The following is a 17869-nucleotide window of genomic DNA, read 5'->3' as shown; positions in this document are numbered from 1 at the left end:
CCGCTGGCCGGCAACCCCGATCACCCATCGTGATCACGCACAGCCGGCCAGCGGCCTCTGCTTCGGTAGTGCCGGCCGCTGGCCGGCAACCCCATCACCATCGTGATCACGCGCAGCCGGCCAGCGGCCGGCTCTACCACCGGCGGGTCAACCGCCTGTGCTTCGGTAGTGCCGGCCGCTGGCCGGCAACCCCATCACCATCGTGATCACGCGCAGCCGGCCAGCGGCTGGCTCTACCACCGGCGGGTCAACCGCCTCTGCTTCGGTAGTGCCGGCCGCTGGCCGGCAACCCCGATCACCCATCGTGATCACGCACAGCCGGCCAGCGGCCGGCTCTACCACCGGCGGGTCAACCGCCTCTGCTTCGGTAGTGCCGGCCGCTGGCCGGCAACCCGATCACCATCGTGATCACGCACAGCCGGCCAGCGGCCGGCTCTACCACCGGCGGGTCAGATGTCGGTGTGGTGATGCGGCACGGCGGCAGGCAGCGGGTCATGCCCACCCACGAAGTGACGCACCACGGGGGCACGCTCACCGCGATGCAGCTCCCGCAACACTTCCTGGATGGCCTTGTCATCAGCGGTGATGCGTTCGTGCTGGCGCAGGTGCTCCAGCCACGACGGGGTCACGAAATACTCCAGGTGGATGCCTGGACTGGCCACGTCCTCGACCACGCCCCAGACCACCGCGCCATCGCGGCGGCGGATCGTGCCCAGCGCGCGCATCTGCGACTGGAACGCGGCACGATCAGCACCGTCGATGCGGTACTCGATGGTGACCAGCACCGGGCCGCGATCGTTCGACACCGGCACCGACAGCTCGGGTGCGGGCCAGTGCCCGGCCGGACGCAGGTTCAGATCCTCGGTGCCAGCAATCCGCACGCGCCACACCAGCAGTCCGCCGATCACCGCACCTGCGGCAGCCACCAGCAACGCCAGCTCCGGCGAGGTGCGCTGTGCCAGCGCGCCCCAGCTCAGGCCACCGGCCGCCATGCCGGCCGAGAACACCATGATGTACAGCGCCAGCGCACGCGCACGTACCCATGCCGGCACCGCCGTCTGCGCGGCGATCTGCAGCGACGACAGTACGGTGATCCAGGCGAAGCCATTGACCAGCATCACAGCCGGAAGCACGTACCAGCTGCGGGTCAGCGCCAGCCCGACCAGGCTGAGCGCCAGCGACAGCGTGGCCAGCAGCACCAGCAGGTCGCGATCCAACTGCGCGCGCAGCTTCGGCAGCAGCAAGGCACCACCTACGGCACCGATACCGATGCAGCCCAGCAGCATGCCGTACTGCCCCGCCCCACCCTGCATCTGGCCGCGTACCACCACCGGCAGCAGTGCATTCATCGCCGCAGCAAAGAAGAAGAAGCCCACCGACTTGATCAGCACGGCCTGCAGGCGTCCAGCGCGGCTGGCATAGCGCAGGCCCGCCTTCAAGCCGGCACCGAAACCTTCCGGTGGCAGGCTGGATTGCTTGGGATCACGCTTCCAGCCCCACACCACGAACAGCATCGCGGCAAAGGTGATGGCATTGAAGCCGAACGCCCACACCGCACCCAGCTGCGCCACGATCACGCCACCAATGGCCGGGCCGATCGAGCGGGCGATGTTGATGCCGATCGAGTTCAGCGCCACCGCCGAGGCCAGCATCGGCTGCGGCACCAGCTCGGACACGATCGCGGCCTGCGCCGGCATTGCCATCGCTGCACCGCAACCCATGCAGAAGGTCAGCAGTACCAGCAGCTGCGGAGTCAGCATGTCCATCGCAGTCAGCGCCGCCATCACGGCCGCGACCAGCAGCATCCAGCCCTGGGTCGCCAACAGGTACCTGCGGCGATCGACGATGTCGGCCAGCGTTCCGGCGGCGAGTGCCAGCAGCACGATCGGCACCGTGGTGGCCGACTGCACCAGCGCCACCATCAACGGCGAACCGGTACGTTCGGCCATGACCCAGGCGGCCGCCACGTCATTGACCCAGGTGCCGATGTTGCTGGCCAGGATCGCCAGCCAGATCGAACGGAACATCTGGATCTTCAGCGGGGACCAGGCACCTGCGGGCTGTACGGGGGGTTGCGACGCGCTTGCGTTCACCATTGCCATGCTCCAACGATCGAGGCGAACAGCGTGTCCTGGCCACCGGCCTGCTTCAGCGCAGGACCGGCATCGACCCAGGCCAGCTGCAGCTGCCATTGCCAGTGTTCGCTGGCCTGCCAGCGGGTTTCGGATTTGTATTGATTACCGATGCGGCGCGCAGCACCGGCACTGCCGGGCAACGCCACCAACGGCGCCGGCGTGGTGTAGACCGCATCGGCGCGACGATGCTTCCAGGCCATCTGTACGCCCAGCTCCGTCGTCACCGTGTCGTGCAGGCGCAGGCTCAGGGTCGGCTGCACGTCCATCAGGTTGGCCGGGGCCAGCAGGCTGGCCTCGCTGAAGTAGGCCGATTTCGGGAACAGTGCATTGAAGGTCCCCAGGCTCCCGTCTCGCGGATTGCCATCGCCACTGGCGATGTCGGCCTTCAGCCCCAGACGCGGCTGCAGCGGCAGCTCCGTCCAGCGCCACCCTGTATCGGTGGCCAGCGTCCAGGCGCGGATATCGAGCGTGCCGACGGCCGTTCGCAGTTCACCGCCCTGCGCCACCAGCTCGCTGTTCCAGTCCAGTGCACCGGCCTGGCCGAACCAGCGTGTACCCACGGTGTGCCGACGTTCGATGCCGGAGCCCGCCGCGAAGCGCGCACCCTCGCGGCGATAGTCGAGCAGATACAGGTCCCACTGTCCCGCGCCCTGCCCGCGTGCCGTGGTGGCGTAGGCGCCCCACAGGTGGGCACCGTGTTCCCCTCGATCATCAAAGGCGCCCGGCCGGTTCTGCACCGGTCGCAGTGCCATCAGATCAAGCGTGCCGAGGCGGCTCTTCCAGCCCAGGCGCGCACCATCGAAGGCCAGGCGGATGTTCGGCCCGTCGCGCACCGACAACAGCCGTGAGCTTCCGTAGCCGGCTTCCTGCCGACCGAGCTGCAGGTGGAAGCCGCTGCGCTGCCAGCGCCAGTACGCCTGCTGCACGTCCAACGCGCTGCGGTCGGTCCGTCCCGGGCCGCCGGCCTTGCCATTCTCGGCATGCACGCCCAGCTGCAGCTTTGCCTGCCAGCGGTCCTCCACATAGGTGGCCGAGGCCAGCGCACGCAGCAGGCCATGGCCATCTTCGCTGCCACCGATACCGAACCGGGTCGGATCGTAGTACAGGCCACGCAGGCGCAGTGACGCATCCCACTGCAATTGGCCGTCACCGGCGTCAGTGCAGCGGCCACCCCCGCACGCCAGCGCCAGCGCCAGCGATGGCACGGTCAGCAGCGCCAGGCTCAGAACGCGAAGCACGAGCATCCCATCGCGCCCCAGAACGCGGTCAGGTCATCGGTGGGCGCCGCATGCTGCGCGGCGTGACCGTGAGCGCCATGCGTACTGCAGGCCACGCCGTGATGGTGGCGATGGGCGGTGGCCAACCCGGTGGCGGCACCGCCGACGTGGTAGCCACCGAACCGGTTGACCGGCGACCAGTCCGGCATCGCCGGCGGCAGCTGCGGCGCCAGCCCTGCATAGTCGGCATCTGCATGCACGATGCGTCCGCCGACCACGGTCAGCACGCTGGTGATGTCGGCGATCTGCGCGTCATCCACGCGGAAGAAGTCGGCCGAGAGCAGGATGAAATCAGCCAGCTGACCGGCTTTCAGCGTGCCCTTCACCGCTTCGTCGCCGGAGAACCAGGCGCTGCCCTGGGTCCACAGGCGCAGCGCCTGCTCGCGTTCGAGCAGGTTCTCATCGCCATACAGGGCCAGACCGCCCACGGTGCGCCCGGTCACCAGCCAGGACAACGCCACCCACGGGTTGTAGCTGGCCACGCGGGTGGCGTCGGTACCGGCACCGACCGGTACGCCTTCGGCCAGCATGCGCTTGACCGGCGGTGTATGCCGCGCGGCCTGCACGCCATAGCGCTCGACGAAGGCTTCGCCCTGGTAGGCCATGCGGTGCTGCACGGCAATGCCGCCACCCAGCGCACGGATGCGTTCGATGTTGCGCGGGGTGATCGTCTCGGCGTGGTCGATGAACCAGTGCAGGCCATCGAACGGCACCTCGCGGTTGACCTGTTCGTACACATCCAGGATGCGCGTGATGCTCTCGTCGTAGGTGGCGTGGATGCGGAACGGCCAGCGCTTCTCGACCAGCAGCTTCACCACGTCGTGCAGTTCCGGCTCAAGCTCCGGCGGCAGTTCCGGGCGGGGCTCGTTGAACAGCTCGAAGTCGGCGGCGGAGAACACCAGCATTTCCCCGGCACCGTTGTGGCGCAGCAGGTCGTCGCCCTGGCGCGGCTGCAGGATCTCGCTCCAGCCACGGAAGTCATCCACTTCCTTGCCCTTGTTCTGGGTGAACAGGTTGTAGGCAATGCGCACCGTCAGCTGGTCATCGCGGTGCAGCTGCTCGATGACCTGGTAATCCTCGGGATAGTTCTGGAAGCCACCGCCGGCGTCGATCACCGAGGTGATGCCAAGCCGGTTCAGTTCGCGCATGAAGTGGCGCGTCGAGTTCGCCTGGTACTCGATCGGCAGGCGCGGTCCCTTGGCCAGCGTCGCGTACAGGATCAACGCATTCGGCTTGGCCAGCAGCAGCCCGGTCGGGTTGCCCAGCGAGTCACGCACGATCTGCCCGCCCGGCGGATCCGGCGTGTCCTTGGTGTAGCCGCAGGCGCGCAGCGCGGCACGGTTGAGGAGTGCGCGGTCATACAGGTGCAGCAGGAACACCGGTGTATCCGGCGCGATGTCGTTGAGCTCCTGCAGGGTCGGCAGGCGCTTCTCGTTGAACTGCGCGGCCGTGAAGCCACCAACCACGCGTACCCACTGCGGTGCGGGCGTGCGGTCGACCTGGGCCTTCAGCATGTCCAGGGCGTCGCCAAGCGAACGCAGGCCGTCCCAGCGCAGCTCCAGGTTGTAGTTCAGGCCACCGCGGATCAGGTGGGTGTGGCTGTCGTTGAGGCCGGGCAGCAGGCGCCGGCCCTGGGCGTCGATCAAGGTCGCTTCATTGCCCCAGCCGCGCATGATCTCCTCGTCGCTGCCGACGGCAACAATGCGTCCTTCCTGCACGGCCAGCGCCTGCGCATGCGGCTGCTGCGGGTCGAGGGTGGTGATGCGGGCATTGCGGATGACCAGCGTGCTCATGCGACGCTCCTTGGAAGTGGAATCGAGTTCGGCACCGGCACGGCCGGCCAGACCGAGCGCAACAGCGGCGCCGCTGGCCAGCAGCACGTTGCGACGGCCGTGATCGAGGGGATCGTGACTCATGCTAGGTCTCCCGGAAGGCGATGGACGTCCAGTGCCCAGGTGCCGGGCCCGGCCAACGCGATGGCCAGCAGTACCGTGGTCCACATCAACGGGTACTCACTGCCACCGCGCATCCAGAACCAGCCCCTGGGCAGGGCCAACAGGACGGTGAAGCCGATGAAAGCAGCCGCCGCAAGCGCGGCGATGCGGGTCTGCCATCCCAGCAGCACGGCCAGCCCGGACAGCACCTGCAGCAGGGCCAGCAACAGCGGCAACGGTGCCACCGCTGGCAGCCCGAAGCCGCGCAGCTCGGTAGCGAAGCCGGACAGCCCCGGTCCACCGAACCAGCCGAACAGCTTGCCCAGTGCGTGCGGCAGCAGGAAGCCTCCTGCCGCCACGCGCAGCATCAGCAGGGCCAGGTCGAGGCCATGGCCAGCCAGCATGCTCAGTGCCCGCCTTCCTGCGCGCCGAACATGCGCTTGGCGTACTGGATGCCGATGCCGTAGCCGCCGGCATGGTCGCGGGCAATGCCGGTGGTCAGGTCGTAGGTTTCACCGCGTGCCCAGTCGCGCTGCAGTTCGAGCAGGTACTGCACGCTGGTCATCGGCACCGCGCCGGCCTGCACCATGCGGGTGATCGCACGCTCGTGCGCTTCTTCGCTGACATCGCCGCAGGCATCGGTGATCACGTAGACCTCGAAACCCTGCGCCAGCGCCGACAGCGCCGGCCCGACGATGCAGACGCTGGTCCAGAGGCCGGCAAGCACCAGGCGGCGCTTGCCGATGCGGTTGATCTCATCGATCACCGGCTGGTCTTCCCAGGTATTCATCGAGGTGCGGTCGAACACCGGCTGGCCAGGGAAGATCTGCGGCAGTTCCGGGAACATCGGGCCGGAGAACGACGCTTCTGCAACCGTGGTCAGCACCACCGGCACATTGAAGCCCTTGGCCCCCTTGCTGATCAACGACACGTTGTTGCGCAGCGCGGAGATGTCGATGGTATGGGTAGCGAATGCCATCTGTGACTGGAAGTCGATCAGCACCAGGGCATGGTCGGTGGGCGACAACAGGGCCGGGGCGGGCGTGGCGGTGGCAAGGCTCATGGGTGGACTCCGTTGGAAACACGATCAGGGGGAAGCAACAGGGCTGCATCGCCGGCCAGGTACTGGCCGGGGCTGCAGCCGGTCTCGGCGCGGAAGCTGCGGACGAAATGGCTCTGGTCGAAGAAGCCGAGCTGCTGCGCCAGGCAGGACATCGGCAGGTGCTGGGCCGACAACAGCTGGCGCGCACGTTCGATACGGCGACGGCGTACATAGCGCAGCGGGCTGGCGCCGGTACCGCTGCGGAACAGGCGCACCAGATGGAAGCGACTGACGCAGGCGACGGCCGCCAGCTCGGTGACCCGCAGCGGCTGTGACAGGTGTTCATCGACATAGCGCAATGCACGCTGCAATGCGGCGACCTGCTGCGGCGCCAGTGAAGCGGCGGGCGGATCAGGCGGAAAGATGGTGGCCATGCGGGACGCCGCGAAGGGATGCCCCATGGTGCGTGACCCCTGCGTAATGCCCTACCCCCGTCGGTCGAGGCCAGCACCTACCCGAATGGGGGAGGCCGACGGCCGAGCAGGCGGCGCCCGAACAACCGCGCATCCAGTGAATAAGCGCCAGGGCCCAGCGCCAGCAAGGCCAGCGGCAACACCACCAGTGGCCACGGCAGTGCCTGTGCATACAGGCCCAGTGTTGCCGGCACTACCGCCAGCGGCGTCAATACGCCCAGTGCAAGCATCGCCACCGCCAGCAGGCATAGCGCCGACAGCCAGCCCGCGTGCGTGCCCGGCGTGCACAATGCAGCGGCCACGCACAGCCGCAGCCACAGCAGGCCGATGCCCGGCCCGCGGTCGGGGAACATCACGAACAGGCGCTGCATGGCCGGACTCCACAGGACATGCCGGCGTGATAGCCGACCACGGCACCAGGCGCCTACCCCGTTCGGGTCACCCGCGGCTGCCCCGCACCTGCCAGAATGCGCGCCATGCACCGCCGCCCCTTCCCGTTCCTGCGTCGCCTGCCGGCGCTGCTGGCGTGCCTGCTGCTGTGGACCGCCCTGCCCGCCCTCGCCGTGCAGCGGCCGGCCGTGAGCAGCGGGTTGCCCGGCTACGAGCACACCGCCTGGCGGGTCGGCCAGGGTGCACCCGGTGACATCTGGGACATCAGCCAGGACCGTGACGGCCTGTTGTGGTTGGCTACCGGTTCGGGCCTGTACCGATTCGACGGACGTCGCTTCGAACGGCAGGCGCCACCGGCTGGCACCCGCTACCCGTCCACCAACATGGTCACGTTGGAACACAGCGCCGATGGCGCACTGTGGATCGGCTACTTCCAGGCAGGCATCAGCCGGTTCGCGCGCGGCCAGCTGTACAACTACGGCCGCGGCCAGGGCGTGCCGGTTGGCGTGGTACCGCACTTCAGCCAGGACCGCGACGGCCGGATGTGGGCAGCCATCAATGGAGGGCTGCGCGAGTTCGATGGCCAGCGCTGGCAGCCGCTGCCCGCAGACACGGGCGTTCCGGAACACCGCGTGCAATGGGTGCTGCACGACAGCCGTGGCACCTTCTGGGTACTGGCCAACCTCAGGATCTGGATGCGTCCTGCAGGCCAACCGCGTTTCGAGGACACCGGCATTGCTGTATCCCAGATGGCGACGCTGACCGAGAGCCCGCAGGGCGAAGTCTGGCTGGCCGACCGTGTGCGCGGCACCTCGCCGCTGGCCAATGCGCAGGGCCTGCTGCCAGACAGCGAACGCGAAGCGCGACGCCTGCCGGACCTGGTCGCCGCACGCCTGCAGTTCACTGCCGACGGCGCGTTATGGGCCACGATGAGCCCGCATGGCGGTGTAGCCCGGGTCACGTTCGACGGCAGCCGCGCCGTGCGCATGGAGCGCTTCGATTCGCCGCACGGGCTGACCGCCACCTCGGCCGTGCCGATCATCGCCGACCGCGAAGGCAATCTCTGGGTCGGCACCAATCTGGGCCTCAACCGCTTCCGCGTGCGCAGCGTGCACACGCTGGCGGTCGGCCCCAGTGATCCCTATCGCTCGCTGGTGCGGGCCAGCGATGGGCGTGTGTACGGCTACGGCGAGGACCTCAAGCCGTACGACCTGCGCCGGCCACTGCTGGAAGGCAGCGCCGCACAACTGCAGGCGGCCGCGCGCCGGGCGCCCACGCCGATCTGGCAGTTCGACTGGGTCAACCTGGCACGCACGGTGGCCGGCCACACCACGCTGATTCCGCTGCCCGAGCCCTTCACCGGGCAACCGCTGCATGCCCTGCTGTTCGCCGATGACGACCAGGCCTGGGTCTGCACCGGTGAACGTGGCGTGCTGCACTATCTGCACGGCCAGTGGCAGCGCGAAACGCGCCTGCCCGAACAGGCCTGCTCATCACTGGCGCTGGATGCCAATGGTCAGCTGCTGCTCGGCTATGCCGACGGCCGGCTGCGCAGCATGGGCGCGACCCGCATCGAAACCTTCGATGCCAACCACGGGCTGTTGGTCGGCCCGGTCACCGCGCTGCTGCACCACCAGGACCTGTTGCTGGTGGCCGGTGAGGCCGGGCTGGCCGCCCGCCTCGGCAATGGCCGCTTCGTGCCGGTCAACACCGACATGGCCGGCGTGCTGGAGGGCATCACCGGCATGGTTGCCGATGCGCACGGTCACCTGTGGCTCAATGGCAGTCGTGGCCTGGTCCGGTTGGGGAGCGATCAGTTGCGGCGGGCGCTGCGTACCGGGCAGCCGGTGACGCCACGCCTGTTCGATGCGGTGGATGGCATGCCGGGCATCGCCCTGCAGAGCGGACCGATCCCCACCGCCGTGCTGGCCGACGACGGCCTGCTATGGCTGGCCACCAACCAGGGCCTGGCCTGGCTGGACACCACCCGGTCGCACGTCAATGCGATGGCTCCCAGCGTGCGCATCGGCGACGTGCTGCATGGCAGCGAACAGCAACCACTGCGGGACGGCCTGCGCCTGCCGGCCGGCACCAGCCAGCTGCAGATCGACTACGTGGCGCTGTCGCTGGCACGCCCGGAACGCAACCGCTATCGCTATCGCCTGTCCGGCGTTGACGATGGCTGGCAGGACGCGGGCAGCAGCACCCGCGCGTATTACACCAACCTCGCGCCAGGCAACTACCGGTTCGAGGTGGAAGCGGCCAACGAGGACGGCATCTGGAGCACCGCACCGGCCAGCCGCAGCTTCCGCATCGCGCCTACCTTCATCCAGACCGCGTGGTTCAAACTGCTGTGCACCGCCGCCGTGCTCGCACTACTGGTGCTGGCGGTACGCATCCGCAGCGGGCAGCTGGCCGCGCTGTTCCGTGCGCGCCTGCAGGAACGCAATGGCGAACGCGAGCGCATCGCGCGCGACCTGCACGACACCCTGCTGCAGGGCAGCCAAGGCCTGATCCTGCGCCTGCATGCGATCAGCCAGTCACCCCAGACCCCCGAGCCGGTGCGCAGCCAGCTGGAGTCGGCGATGCAGCTGGCCGAGCGCAACCTGGCCGAGGGCCGCGAGCGGGTCAATGCGCTGCGCGAGGGGCCGTTCGCGGGTCGCGACCTCGCTTCGGCACTGGCCGATGTGCACGCCGAGTATGCCGGGCACGGCACCAATCCGCTGCGCCTGACCGTGGAAGGCACCCCTCCACCGCTGCAGGCCGATGCCGCCGAGGAAGTGTTCCTGATCGGACGCGAGGCGATCCGCAATGCGCTGCGCCATGCCAATGCCAGCGCCATCGAAGTGGAGCTGTCCTACGGCACGCGGTGCTTCCTTCTACACGTGCGCGATGATGGCGCGGGCATCGCCGACGAAAATGCCGGCCATGGCCATTGGGGCCTGCAGGGCATGCGCGAGCGCGCGCAGCGCCTTGGCGCGGAACTGCAGCTGTGGACCCGCCCCGGGCTGGGGACCGAAGTGGCGCTGGCAGTTCCCGCCCGGCGCCTGTATCACCGCCGCCCATCACGTTGGCGCTGGCCCTGGAGTAGAACGAGCCATGACTGAAACCCCTGCCCCGATCGGCGTACTGGTGGTCGACGACCACCCGCTGCTGCGTGACGGCCTGGCCGCCCTGCTGGGCGCACAACCCGATCTGCGCCTGCTCGGTGAAGCCGCCGACGGCGAGGAAGCCATCGCACGCTACCAGCAGCTGCAGCCGGACGTGGTGCTGATGGACCTGCAGATGCCCCGCCTGGATGGTGTGGAAGCCATCGTGCGGATCCGCGCGATGGACTCGCGCGCGCGCATCATCGTGCTGACCACCTACCGCGGTGACGTACGTGCGGTGCGGGCGTTGCAGGCCGGCGCCAGCGCCTACCTGCTGAAGGACATGCTGCGCCACGAGCTGGTCGACACGATCCGCATGGTTGCGGGCGGCCGGCGCGCGCCGATTCCACCAGCGGTGGCGGCGAGCATCGCCGCGCATGTGGTGGAAGACCGGTTGTCGCCGCGCGAGACCGAAGTACTGCGGCACGTGGCCGGTGGCCTGTCGAACAAGCGCATCGGCGAGCGCATGCAGATTTCCGAGCAGACGGTGAAGGCGCACATGAAGAGCCTGATGGACAAGCTGGGCGTGGGCGATCGCACGCACGCGGTGACCCAGGCGCTGCGGCGCGGCATCATCAGCCTGGACGACAGCGGTCACGATTAGGGGGTTGTTCGGCAGGGCTTGCAGCCCTGCACCCGCGGTAGTGCCGGCCGCTGGCCGGCAACCTCAACAGCAACAGCAACGGCGACGGCAACGGCAACAGCAACAGCGTGGATTCCGTGGGATGGCGGGGCGGTGTCGGAGTGCGGGGACGCTGCAAGTACGTCCCTGTAAGCTTGGCAGCCGCATCCATGCGGCTGACACCCCGCACTCCGACACCGCCCCACCTCTGACAGATTCCGATGGCGGTTGGTAGGTGTCGACCTTGGTCGACACTTCTGTCAGATATCGAAATCAATCAGGTGTCAGATCCGTTTTCCTTCGGAAAACGGATCTCACCCCAAGAGCCGTTCCAACAGACCGCAGGAACCTGTCGAAGGCGGAGTGGGTCCGGTTGCGGGGGCGTGAGCGCCATGGGCCCGAGGCATGCCTCAGGCGGGTTGGGCAGGACGCCCAACCCCGGTCTTGCCGTGTGCGCAGGACAGCGCACACGAGCAAGGCGCGACCGAGCCTCCATGGGTGAGGGCGCTTTGCTTGCGAAGCATTGCTTCGCAAGCGCCCGAACGCACAGCCGCCAGCGACTGGGCCGGACCGCGGAGCGGGGTTCACGGCGTCCCCCGCAATCGGACCCACCCCGCCTGCCTACAGGAAACCCGCTGTTTGTGCTGTTGCCGGCCAGCGGCCGGCACTACCGCAGGTGCAGGGCTGCAAGCCCTGCGGAACGCCCCCCTTACTTCAAGCGCAGCAGCAGGCTGCCGCCCGCACACACCACCGCCAGCCAGGCCACGCCGTGCCACCCCCACTGTGCCAGCGCCAGGCTGCCCAGCGCACCGCCGGCGGCCATGCCGATGAACATGCCCGTGAACAGCAGCGCATTGAGGCGGCTGCGGGCCGGCGGCACCAGGCCATAGACCAGCGTCTGGTGCGCTACCAGCGCCGACTGGAAACCGAAGTCGAACAGCAGCGCACTCACCACCAGCAGCGGCAGCAGCGCAACGGCCGGCAACCAGGCTTCGGCCAGCAGCAGGCCGAAGCCCACCAGCGCCACTGCGATCGCCAGCCGCGCCACCGCATGGCAACCCAGGCGATCGGCGAAACGTCCTGCAAACGGCGCAGCCAATGCGCCGGCCGCACCGGCGATACCGAACGCACCCGCCGCCGCACTGCCCAGGCCCAGGCGGGCATGCAGCATCAGCGCCAGCGTCGACCAGAACGCGCTGAAGCCCACTGCCAGCAATGACTGGCTGGCCACCGCACGGCGCAGCTGCGGCTGCTCGCGCCACAACGCCAGCAACGAACCCAGCAACGCCGGATAGCGCAGCGTGCTGGTCGGTGCGAAACGCGGCAGCGCGCGCGCCATCACCGCGCCCATCGCCGCCACCGATACCGCAGCCAGTACGAACTGCGTGCGCCAACCCCATGCTTCAGCCACCACGCCACTGACCACGCGCGACAGCAGGATGCCGAGCAGCAGGCCGGTCATCACCCGGCCGACGATCTGGCCGCGTTGTGCATCCGGCGCCAGCGCCGCAGCGGCGGGCACGATGTCCTGCGCCAGCGTGGCCATCAGCCCGACCAGCAGGCTGGCCATCAGCAGCCCCGGCAGGTGCCCGACCATCGCTGCGGCACCCAGTGCCAGCGCCAGCAATGCGGACTTCAACAGGATCAGGGTGCGGCGGTCGAAGCGGTCGCCCAGCGGTGCCAGCAGAAGGATGCCCAGCGCATAGCCGAGCTGGGTCAGGGTCGGTACCAGGCCGGCGGCGCGCTCGCCTGCGCCGAGGTCCTGGGCGATCAGGCCCAGCATCGGCTGGCTGTAGTAGAGGGAGGCGACCGAGAAGCCGGCGCCGGCCGCCATTGCCAGCACCAGCGGGGTGGAGGGTGCGGTCGCGGGCGCGGAGGCGACGGATAGCGAAGGGGTAGACATGGGGGAGCCCGGTGGAGGAAGTGGACGTATCCTGCCGGTATTCGCCAAACGTCTGTAGTAGGCTTCATTACATATTCTTCATACGCCATACGCATGAATGACCTCGCAACCGGTGCGGATCGCCTGGATCTGCTGCGCACCTTCCTGCGCATCGTCGATGCCGGCAGCTTGTCTGCCGCGGCCGTGCTGCTGGGCACCACCCAGCCGACAGTCAGCCGACGCCTGCAGGCCCTGGAGCGACAGCTCGGCCTGCGCCTGCTGCAGCGCTCCACCCACGGCCTGCAGCTGACCGAAGATGGCCTGCGTTGCCAGCGTCATGCGCAACGCGTGGTCGACGAATGGGAGTCGCTGCAGGCCGAACTGCACGGCGAACCGGAAACGCTGCGCGGACGCCTGCGGGTGATGGTGCCGCACGCGTTCGGCCAGGCACAGCTGCTGCCGACCATGCTCGCGTTCCTCGCCCAGCACCCGCAGCTGAGCCTGGAGTGGATCCTGGAAGATAGGCGCCCGGACTTCATCGCAGAAGGCATCGACTGCGCGGTGCGGGTGGGACCGGTCGACGAACCGCGCATGGTCGCACTGCCGCTGGCCGAAGTGCCGCGCATCGTCGTGGCAGCGCCGTCGCTGGTGCAGTCCACCGCGATCAGCACACCAGAACAGGCGCAGGCACTGCCATGGATCTCACTGGTCACCTACTACCGCGAACGCCTGTTGCTGCATGACGCACAGGGTCGCGCGCATACGCTGTCGATCAGCCCGCGCCTGCTCAGCGACAACCTGTTCGTGGTGCAGCAGGCTGCACGCGCCGGGCTGGGCGCAGCGGTGGTCTCGGCCTGGCTGGTGGCCGACGACCTCGCACAAGGACGTCTGGTGCAGCTGCTGCCGGACTGGCAGGCGCCGGCACTGCCGGTGCATGTCGTGTTTCCTGCTGCGCGCCAGCAGCCGCCGCGGCTGCGCGCCTTCATCGATGCGATGAAGGCCGCACTGCCGCAGCTGCATGGCATGCGGCCGGCACCGCGTTAGGCCAACGGCCGCGTCATCCACGCATGGCGTGGATGCCGTCCAACCCCATAGGGTCGGATCCCTTCCCGCCGGGAAGGGCGCTGACCCTGTCGATCACTGCCTCTTCGCCGCCTCGGCATTCCACGCCGCCACCTTGGCCTTGGTATCAGCCAACATCTTGTCCAGCGCAGCGCGGTCATACACGCTGCCACGCAGGATCACGCTGTCGATCTTCTCGGTGGCGGCGATGTCCTGCAGCGGATTGGCGGTCAGCAGCACCAGATCGGCCGCCTTGCCCTGTGCAACGCCACCGTAGCGGTCCATCTGGCCGAACCAGGCCGGGCCGGAACGGGTTGCGGCCGACAGCGCCTGCGGCGCGCTCAGGCCCTCCTTCACGAACAACTGCAGCTCCTGGTGCAGGGCGATGCCCGGGAAGTTGAACGAGTTGAGGAAGCCCGCATCGGTACCGGCGATGATCGTCACGCCGGCCTCCTGCAGCATCGGCAGCACTGCAGCGACCTGGTGGTACTGCGCGTGGCGCGCTTCGATCTGCGCCGGCGTGGCCTTCGCCGCGCGGTCCACACGCCACTGGTAGGTCGCACGCAGGCCGGGGCCGATGTAGGCCAGGTACGGGTCGTTGGCGTGGTCATCCTGGTCAAGGAAGTCGAGGATGCGGCCACCGTTGAGGGTCGGGGTCACGAATACGCCGCGCTTGGCGAAATCACGGTAGGCATGCATCGCAGTGTCACGGTCGAAGCTGGCGTCGAGGCGCCGGTTGGCTTCGGCGCGGTCGATGCGGCCTGCGCTGAAGTCGGCGGCGATCTGCGCTTCATCCTTGCTGCCGGCCTTGAATGCGTAGTCCAGATGCTCGATCGAAGCCAGGCCGGCATCGACCGCCTGCTCCACGGTCAGTGCCATCGGAATATGCCCCGAGGCCTTGAAGCCGGCCTTTCGCGCAGCGCTGGCCGAGTACAGGAACAGTTCCGGCTTCAGCGTGCTGTCGGTGATCTTCACGAAATCGACCTTGTCATGCTGCAGGCGGGCGATCGCCTTGTCGGCGTCGGCCTCGCTGCCCACTTCGATCGTGCCCTTCCAGACCGGCTTGATGCCTTCGATCTTCGCGCCGGAACTGAGCAGGCGCGGGCAGAACAAGGTGCCCTTGGCGATCTCGCCGCGCCACTGCAGCACCTGCTCGGGCAGATCGCCGGAGCAGTCACGCACCGTGGTGATGCCATGCGCGATGTACAGCGGCAGCAGCGCCTTGTTCTCTTCGATCAGCGCCGGACCACCACCGAAGTGCACATGCATGTCCCACAGGCCCGGAATCAGGTACTTGCCCTTGGCATCGATCTGGCGGGCCGCACTCCATTGGCTGCGCAGCTGCGCGTCCGGGCCGACGGCGACGATGTCCTCGCCACGGATCACCACGCTCTGCCCGGCCAGGGTGCTGGCGTGCTCGACATCGACCACGGTGGCATTGCGGATCAGGAGGTCGGCGCGCTCGGCGGCAGACGCCGACAGCGGTGCTACCGCAAGGAGGATGGCAAGGGACAACGGACGGGAACGGAACATGGACAGCATCCTGATGGGCACGCCCAGCGTGCGGGTGGAAGGGGTTTGCATTCAGCGCACCGCGCCGTGCTGGCGCAGCAGGGTCTCAATTCCGGTATAGCCGCGCTGGCGCGCGTGCGCCAGCGGCGTCACGCCGTCGCCGTCGGCAAGCTCCGGGTCGGCACCGGCCTCCAGCAGCAGCTGCACGATCTGCACGTGGCGCGCACCACCATCGCCGAGCAGGATCGCTTCCAGCAGCGCGGTCCAGTGCAGCCGGTTGACATGGTCCACCGCCACACCGGCCCGCAGCAGCGTGCGCACGGTGGCGACGTGACCGCGCTCGGCGGCCGGAATCAGCGCGGTGCCGCCATAGCGGTTGGTGCTGCGCAGATCGGCGCCGTGCGCCAAGGTCATCGCCAGGATCTCGTCCAGGCCGCGCGCACCGGCGTACAGGTAGGCGCTGTCCTGCAACGCGTCCTTGGCATTGACGTCTGCCCCGGCCTCGATCAGCTCACGCGCGGCATCCACGTTGTTGCCGTGCGTGGCCAGCAGCAGCGCGGTGCGGCCCTGGCCATCGCGCGCCTCCAGCGTGGCGCCATCCTCGATCGCCTGTCGCACCGCATCGGCGTCGCCGCGACTGGCGGCATCCCGCAGGCGCGCGTCTGCGTCGGCCCTGGACGTGGCAGTGCAGGCCGGGGTAACCATGGCCAGCAGGCACAACAGCAGCACGCGCGCGAAGGGCGCAGGCCAGCCAGCGGAATGATGGACGCGCATGACAGTGTCTCCTCATGTCCGTCGCCACGGAACGCCGTGCGACGGTAGCAACAGCCGGGCGTTGCCGGCCCCTGCCCTGCATGGTAGAAGTCGGCCTGGGTATCCAGAAGTGAAATGTTCAAATGCAAGACAGTGCCAAATCGAATAGAACCCTGTTCGAACTGGACCTGCTGCGGGCGCTGGTGATGGTGGCCGACTGCGGCAGCTTCACCACGGCGGCCACGCGCCTGCATTCGACCCAGTCCACGGTCAGCCAGAAGGTGCGCCGACTGGAGGAACTGGCCGGGCATCGCCTGCTCGAACGCGGCCATCGCGACGTGCACCCCACCGACGCCGGCCACACCCTGCTCGGCTACGCGCGGCGCATGCTCGACCTGAACGAGGAAATGGCGCAGGCGCTGGCCGGTGCGATGGTGGAGACCGCAGTCCGCATCGGCGTGCCCGAGGATTTCGTCAACGCGCAGACCACGCGCATGCTGGCCGCCTTCAGCCGTCGCCACCCGCAGGTGAAGCTGGAGATCAGCAGCGGCCTCAGCCGCGACCTGGCGCAGGGCTTCGACCACGGCGAGCTGGACCTGGTGCTGGTCAAGCAACGCCGCAACAGCCGCCAGGCGGTGCATTGCCGGCGCGAGCCGATGCACTGGATCGACAGCCTGCGCAGCAGCTGCCTGCAGCAGGACCCGCTGCCGCTGGTCACCTTCCCGCCGCGCGGGCTGTACCGCGACGAGATGATCCATGCCGTGGAAGCGCTGGGCCTGCGCTGGCGCATCGCCTTCACCAGTTCGTCGCTGAGCGGCATCCAGGGCGCGGTGGCCGATGGCATCGGCATCAGCCTGCTGCCACGCCGCGCGGTCAGCCGCGAGCACCGCATCATCGATGGCGAGCGCGAGCTGCCGGTGATCGACAACTACGAGATCGGCCTGCTGCATCGCGCGGACGCCGATGATGCCGTGCGCGCACTGGCCAGCGAGCTGTGGCGGCAGGTGCAGCGCGAACCGGACTGACCACGGTAGATCCACGCCATGCGTGGATGCCTTTCGCGCATCACGCATCGAAACATGGTCACTCCGGCCGTATAGCGGGCAACAATCGCCTCGTAGAGTGCCTGTTGTTTCCGTGCTCCGCGGCGCCTGCCATGTCCGACGAAATCCCTACCCGCTTCGATCCCCTACCCGCGGCCCTGCAGACGCATCTGCAGCACCAGCGCTCGCTGATCGCCGCGCGCGTGGCTGCGGGCTTCCCGACGTTGCCGGTGCAGTGGCCGCTGGCGGCCACCACACTGCAGCGCGTGGTCGATGCCGAGCTGATCGATCGTGACGATTGCGATGGCTGGGAAGCGCTGGGCGTGGCGTTCGGAGATACCCTGGCCCAGCGCGTGCCGGGCCTGGCCTGGATGCAGGTCACCGATGCCTGGGGCATCGATGCGGTGCTGCGCTATGCCGACAGCAGCCTGCAGATCGGCGCCAGCACGCTGCTGCTCAAGCGCGTCGAACAGGGCGAAGTCATCGACATCGCCCATCTGCTGGCGTGGCTTGAGGAATTCGTCGCCACCCGCGCCGACGATTACGCCTGATTAGTAGATCCACGCCATGCGTGGATGAATGAGACCACGCGATG

At 68.4% G+C, this 17869-nt stretch carries 15 protein-coding genes; 5 read left to right on the top strand and 10 right to left on the bottom strand.

The window, feature by feature from the left end; translation table 11 throughout:
- Positions 1–449: 449 nt before the first annotated feature.
- The 7 genes from JLDANKMP_RS09770 to JLDANKMP_RS09740 form a co-directional block, all read right to left on the bottom strand.
- Entirely contained in the window at positions 450–2096 is a 1647-nt protein-coding gene (locus tag JLDANKMP_RS09770; RefSeq protein WP_212560989.1) for an MFS transporter, read from the bottom strand.
- Entirely contained in the window at positions 2090–3379 is a 1290-nt protein-coding gene (locus JLDANKMP_RS09765; protein ID WP_212560988.1) for an alginate export family protein, read from the bottom strand. Before JLDANKMP_RS09765 ends, JLDANKMP_RS09770 begins: the two co-directional genes overlap by 7 nt.
- Positions 3358–5205: an amidohydrolase gene (locus JLDANKMP_RS09760; RefSeq protein WP_212561000.1), complete on the bottom strand. Its 1848-nt coding sequence runs from the start codon at positions 5203–5205 to the stop codon at positions 3358–3360. The genes JLDANKMP_RS09765 and JLDANKMP_RS09760 overlap by 22 nt, the downstream gene beginning before the upstream one ends.
- A 119-nt stretch (positions 5206–5324) precedes the next feature.
- Positions 5325–5750 carry a DoxX family membrane protein gene (locus tag JLDANKMP_RS09755; RefSeq protein ID WP_005410009.1) on the bottom strand — a complete coding sequence of 142 codons (426 nt, stop codon included), beginning with the start codon at positions 5748–5750 and terminating at the stop codon, positions 5325–5327.
- A gap of 2 nt (positions 5751–5752) precedes the next feature.
- Positions 5753–6409 carry a hydrolase gene (locus JLDANKMP_RS09750; protein ID WP_005410010.1) on the bottom strand — a complete coding sequence of 219 codons (657 nt, stop codon included), beginning with the start codon at positions 6407–6409 and terminating at the stop codon, positions 5753–5755.
- Positions 6406–6849, bottom strand: coding sequence for an AraC family transcriptional regulator (locus tag JLDANKMP_RS09745; RefSeq protein WP_049395203.1), 444 nt, complete (start codon positions 6847–6849; stop codon positions 6406–6408). Before JLDANKMP_RS09745 ends, JLDANKMP_RS09750 begins: the two co-directional genes overlap by 4 nt.
- Before the next feature lie 50 nt (positions 6850–6899).
- The gene (locus tag JLDANKMP_RS09740; protein ID WP_005413754.1) at positions 6900–7232 is read right to left on the bottom strand and encodes a hypothetical protein; all 333 of its coding nucleotides are present in this window, start codon (positions 7230–7232) and stop codon (positions 6900–6902) included.
- 96 nt (positions 7233–7328) lie between these two features.
- On the opposite strand from JLDANKMP_RS09740, the gene JLDANKMP_RS09735 reads away from it, so the two are divergent.
- Positions 7329–10358 (top strand): sensor histidine kinase, encoded by a 3030-nt coding sequence (locus JLDANKMP_RS09735; protein ID WP_212560987.1) that lies wholly within the window; start codon positions 7329–7331, stop codon positions 10356–10358.
- On the top strand, positions 10351–11004 hold the full coding sequence (locus JLDANKMP_RS09730; RefSeq protein WP_212560986.1) for a response regulator transcription factor: 654 nt from the start codon (positions 10351–10353) through the stop codon (positions 11002–11004). The genes JLDANKMP_RS09735 and JLDANKMP_RS09730 overlap by 8 nt, the downstream gene beginning before the upstream one ends.
- A gap of 727 nt (positions 11005–11731) precedes the next feature.
- Here the strand turns inward: JLDANKMP_RS09730 and JLDANKMP_RS09725 are convergent.
- A complete protein-coding gene (locus tag JLDANKMP_RS09725) occupies positions 11732–12925 on the bottom strand; it encodes an MFS transporter (RefSeq protein WP_212560985.1) in 1194 nt (397 codons plus the stop codon).
- A 93-nt stretch (positions 12926–13018) separates the two neighbouring features.
- Here JLDANKMP_RS09725 and JLDANKMP_RS09720 point away from each other — a divergent pair, with 93 nt between their 5' ends.
- Positions 13019–13948 (top strand): LysR family transcriptional regulator, encoded by a 930-nt coding sequence (locus tag JLDANKMP_RS09720; RefSeq protein WP_049451846.1) that lies wholly within the window; start codon positions 13019–13021, stop codon positions 13946–13948.
- A gap of 93 nt (positions 13949–14041) precedes the next feature.
- Here JLDANKMP_RS09720 and JLDANKMP_RS09715 read toward each other — a convergent pair whose 3' ends face one another.
- Positions 14042–15499 (bottom strand): amidohydrolase family protein, encoded by a 1458-nt coding sequence (locus JLDANKMP_RS09715; RefSeq protein ID WP_212560984.1) that lies wholly within the window; start codon positions 15497–15499, stop codon positions 14042–14044.
- A 51-nt stretch (positions 15500–15550) separates the two neighbouring features.
- Complete coding sequence (locus JLDANKMP_RS09710) at positions 15551–16252, bottom strand: ankyrin repeat domain-containing protein (protein ID WP_212560983.1); 702 nt, start codon at positions 16250–16252, stop codon at positions 15551–15553.
- A 122-nt stretch (positions 16253–16374) separates the two neighbouring features.
- Between JLDANKMP_RS09710 and JLDANKMP_RS09705 the strand changes: the two genes are divergently transcribed.
- Positions 16375–17256: a LysR substrate-binding domain-containing protein gene (locus tag JLDANKMP_RS09705; RefSeq protein WP_012480566.1), complete on the top strand. Its 882-nt coding sequence runs from the start codon at positions 16375–16377 to the stop codon at positions 17254–17256.
- 131 nt (positions 17257–17387) lie between these two features.
- On the top strand, positions 17388–17825 hold the full coding sequence (locus tag JLDANKMP_RS09700; protein ID WP_188485124.1) for a DUF3806 domain-containing protein: 438 nt from the start codon (positions 17388–17390) through the stop codon (positions 17823–17825).
- Positions 17826–17869: the final 44 nt, after the last annotated feature.

Origin of the sequence: Stenotrophomonas sp. PE591 (genome assembly GCF_018320795.1) — a bacterium.
GTDB classification, from domain to species: domain Bacteria; phylum Pseudomonadota; class Gammaproteobacteria; order Xanthomonadales; family Xanthomonadaceae; genus Stenotrophomonas; species Stenotrophomonas maltophilia.
This window is presented reverse-complemented; position numbering and strand designations above follow the sequence as displayed.

Coding starts and splice junctions, on each gene's coding strand:
- JLDANKMP_RS09770 (WP_212560989.1), bottom strand. CDS start 2,096: ATGGTGAACGCAAGCGCGTCGCAACCCCCCGTACAGCCCGCAGGTGCC.
- JLDANKMP_RS09765 (WP_212560988.1), bottom strand. CDS start 3,379: ATGCTCGTGCTTCGCGTTCTGAGCCTGGCGCTGCTGACCGTGCCATCG.
- JLDANKMP_RS09760 (WP_212561000.1), bottom strand. CDS start 5,205: ATGAGCACGCTGGTCATCCGCAATGCCCGCATCACCACCCTCGACCCG.
- JLDANKMP_RS09755 (WP_005410009.1), bottom strand. CDS start 5,750: ATGCTGGCTGGCCATGGCCTCGACCTGGCCCTGCTGATGCTGCGCGTG.
- JLDANKMP_RS09750 (WP_005410010.1), bottom strand. CDS start 6,409: ATGAGCCTTGCCACCGCCACGCCCGCCCCGGCCCTGTTGTCGCCCACC.
- JLDANKMP_RS09745 (WP_049395203.1), bottom strand. CDS start 6,849: ATGGGGCATCCCTTCGCGGCGTCCCGCATGGCCACCATCTTTCCGCCT.
- JLDANKMP_RS09740 (WP_005413754.1), bottom strand. CDS start 7,232: ATGCAGCGCCTGTTCGTGATGTTCCCCGACCGCGGGCCGGGCATCGGC.
- JLDANKMP_RS09735 (WP_212560987.1), top strand. CDS start 7,329: ATGCGCGCCATGCACCGCCGCCCCTTCCCGTTCCTGCGTCGCCTGCCG.
- JLDANKMP_RS09730 (WP_212560986.1), top strand. CDS start 10,351: ATGACTGAAACCCCTGCCCCGATCGGCGTACTGGTGGTCGACGACCAC.
- JLDANKMP_RS09725 (WP_212560985.1), bottom strand. CDS start 12,925: ATGTCTACCCCTTCGCTATCCGTCGCCTCCGCGCCCGCGACCGCACCC.
- JLDANKMP_RS09720 (WP_049451846.1), top strand. CDS start 13,019: ATGAATGACCTCGCAACCGGTGCGGATCGCCTGGATCTGCTGCGCACC.
- JLDANKMP_RS09715 (WP_212560984.1), bottom strand. CDS start 15,499: ATGTTCCGTTCCCGTCCGTTGTCCCTTGCCATCCTCCTTGCGGTAGCA.
- JLDANKMP_RS09710 (WP_212560983.1), bottom strand. CDS start 16,252: ATGCGCGTCCATCATTCCGCTGGCTGGCCTGCGCCCTTCGCGCGCGTG.
- JLDANKMP_RS09705 (WP_012480566.1), top strand. CDS start 16,375: ATGCAAGACAGTGCCAAATCGAATAGAACCCTGTTCGAACTGGACCTG.
- JLDANKMP_RS09700 (WP_188485124.1), top strand. CDS start 17,388: ATGTCCGACGAAATCCCTACCCGCTTCGATCCCCTACCCGCGGCCCTG.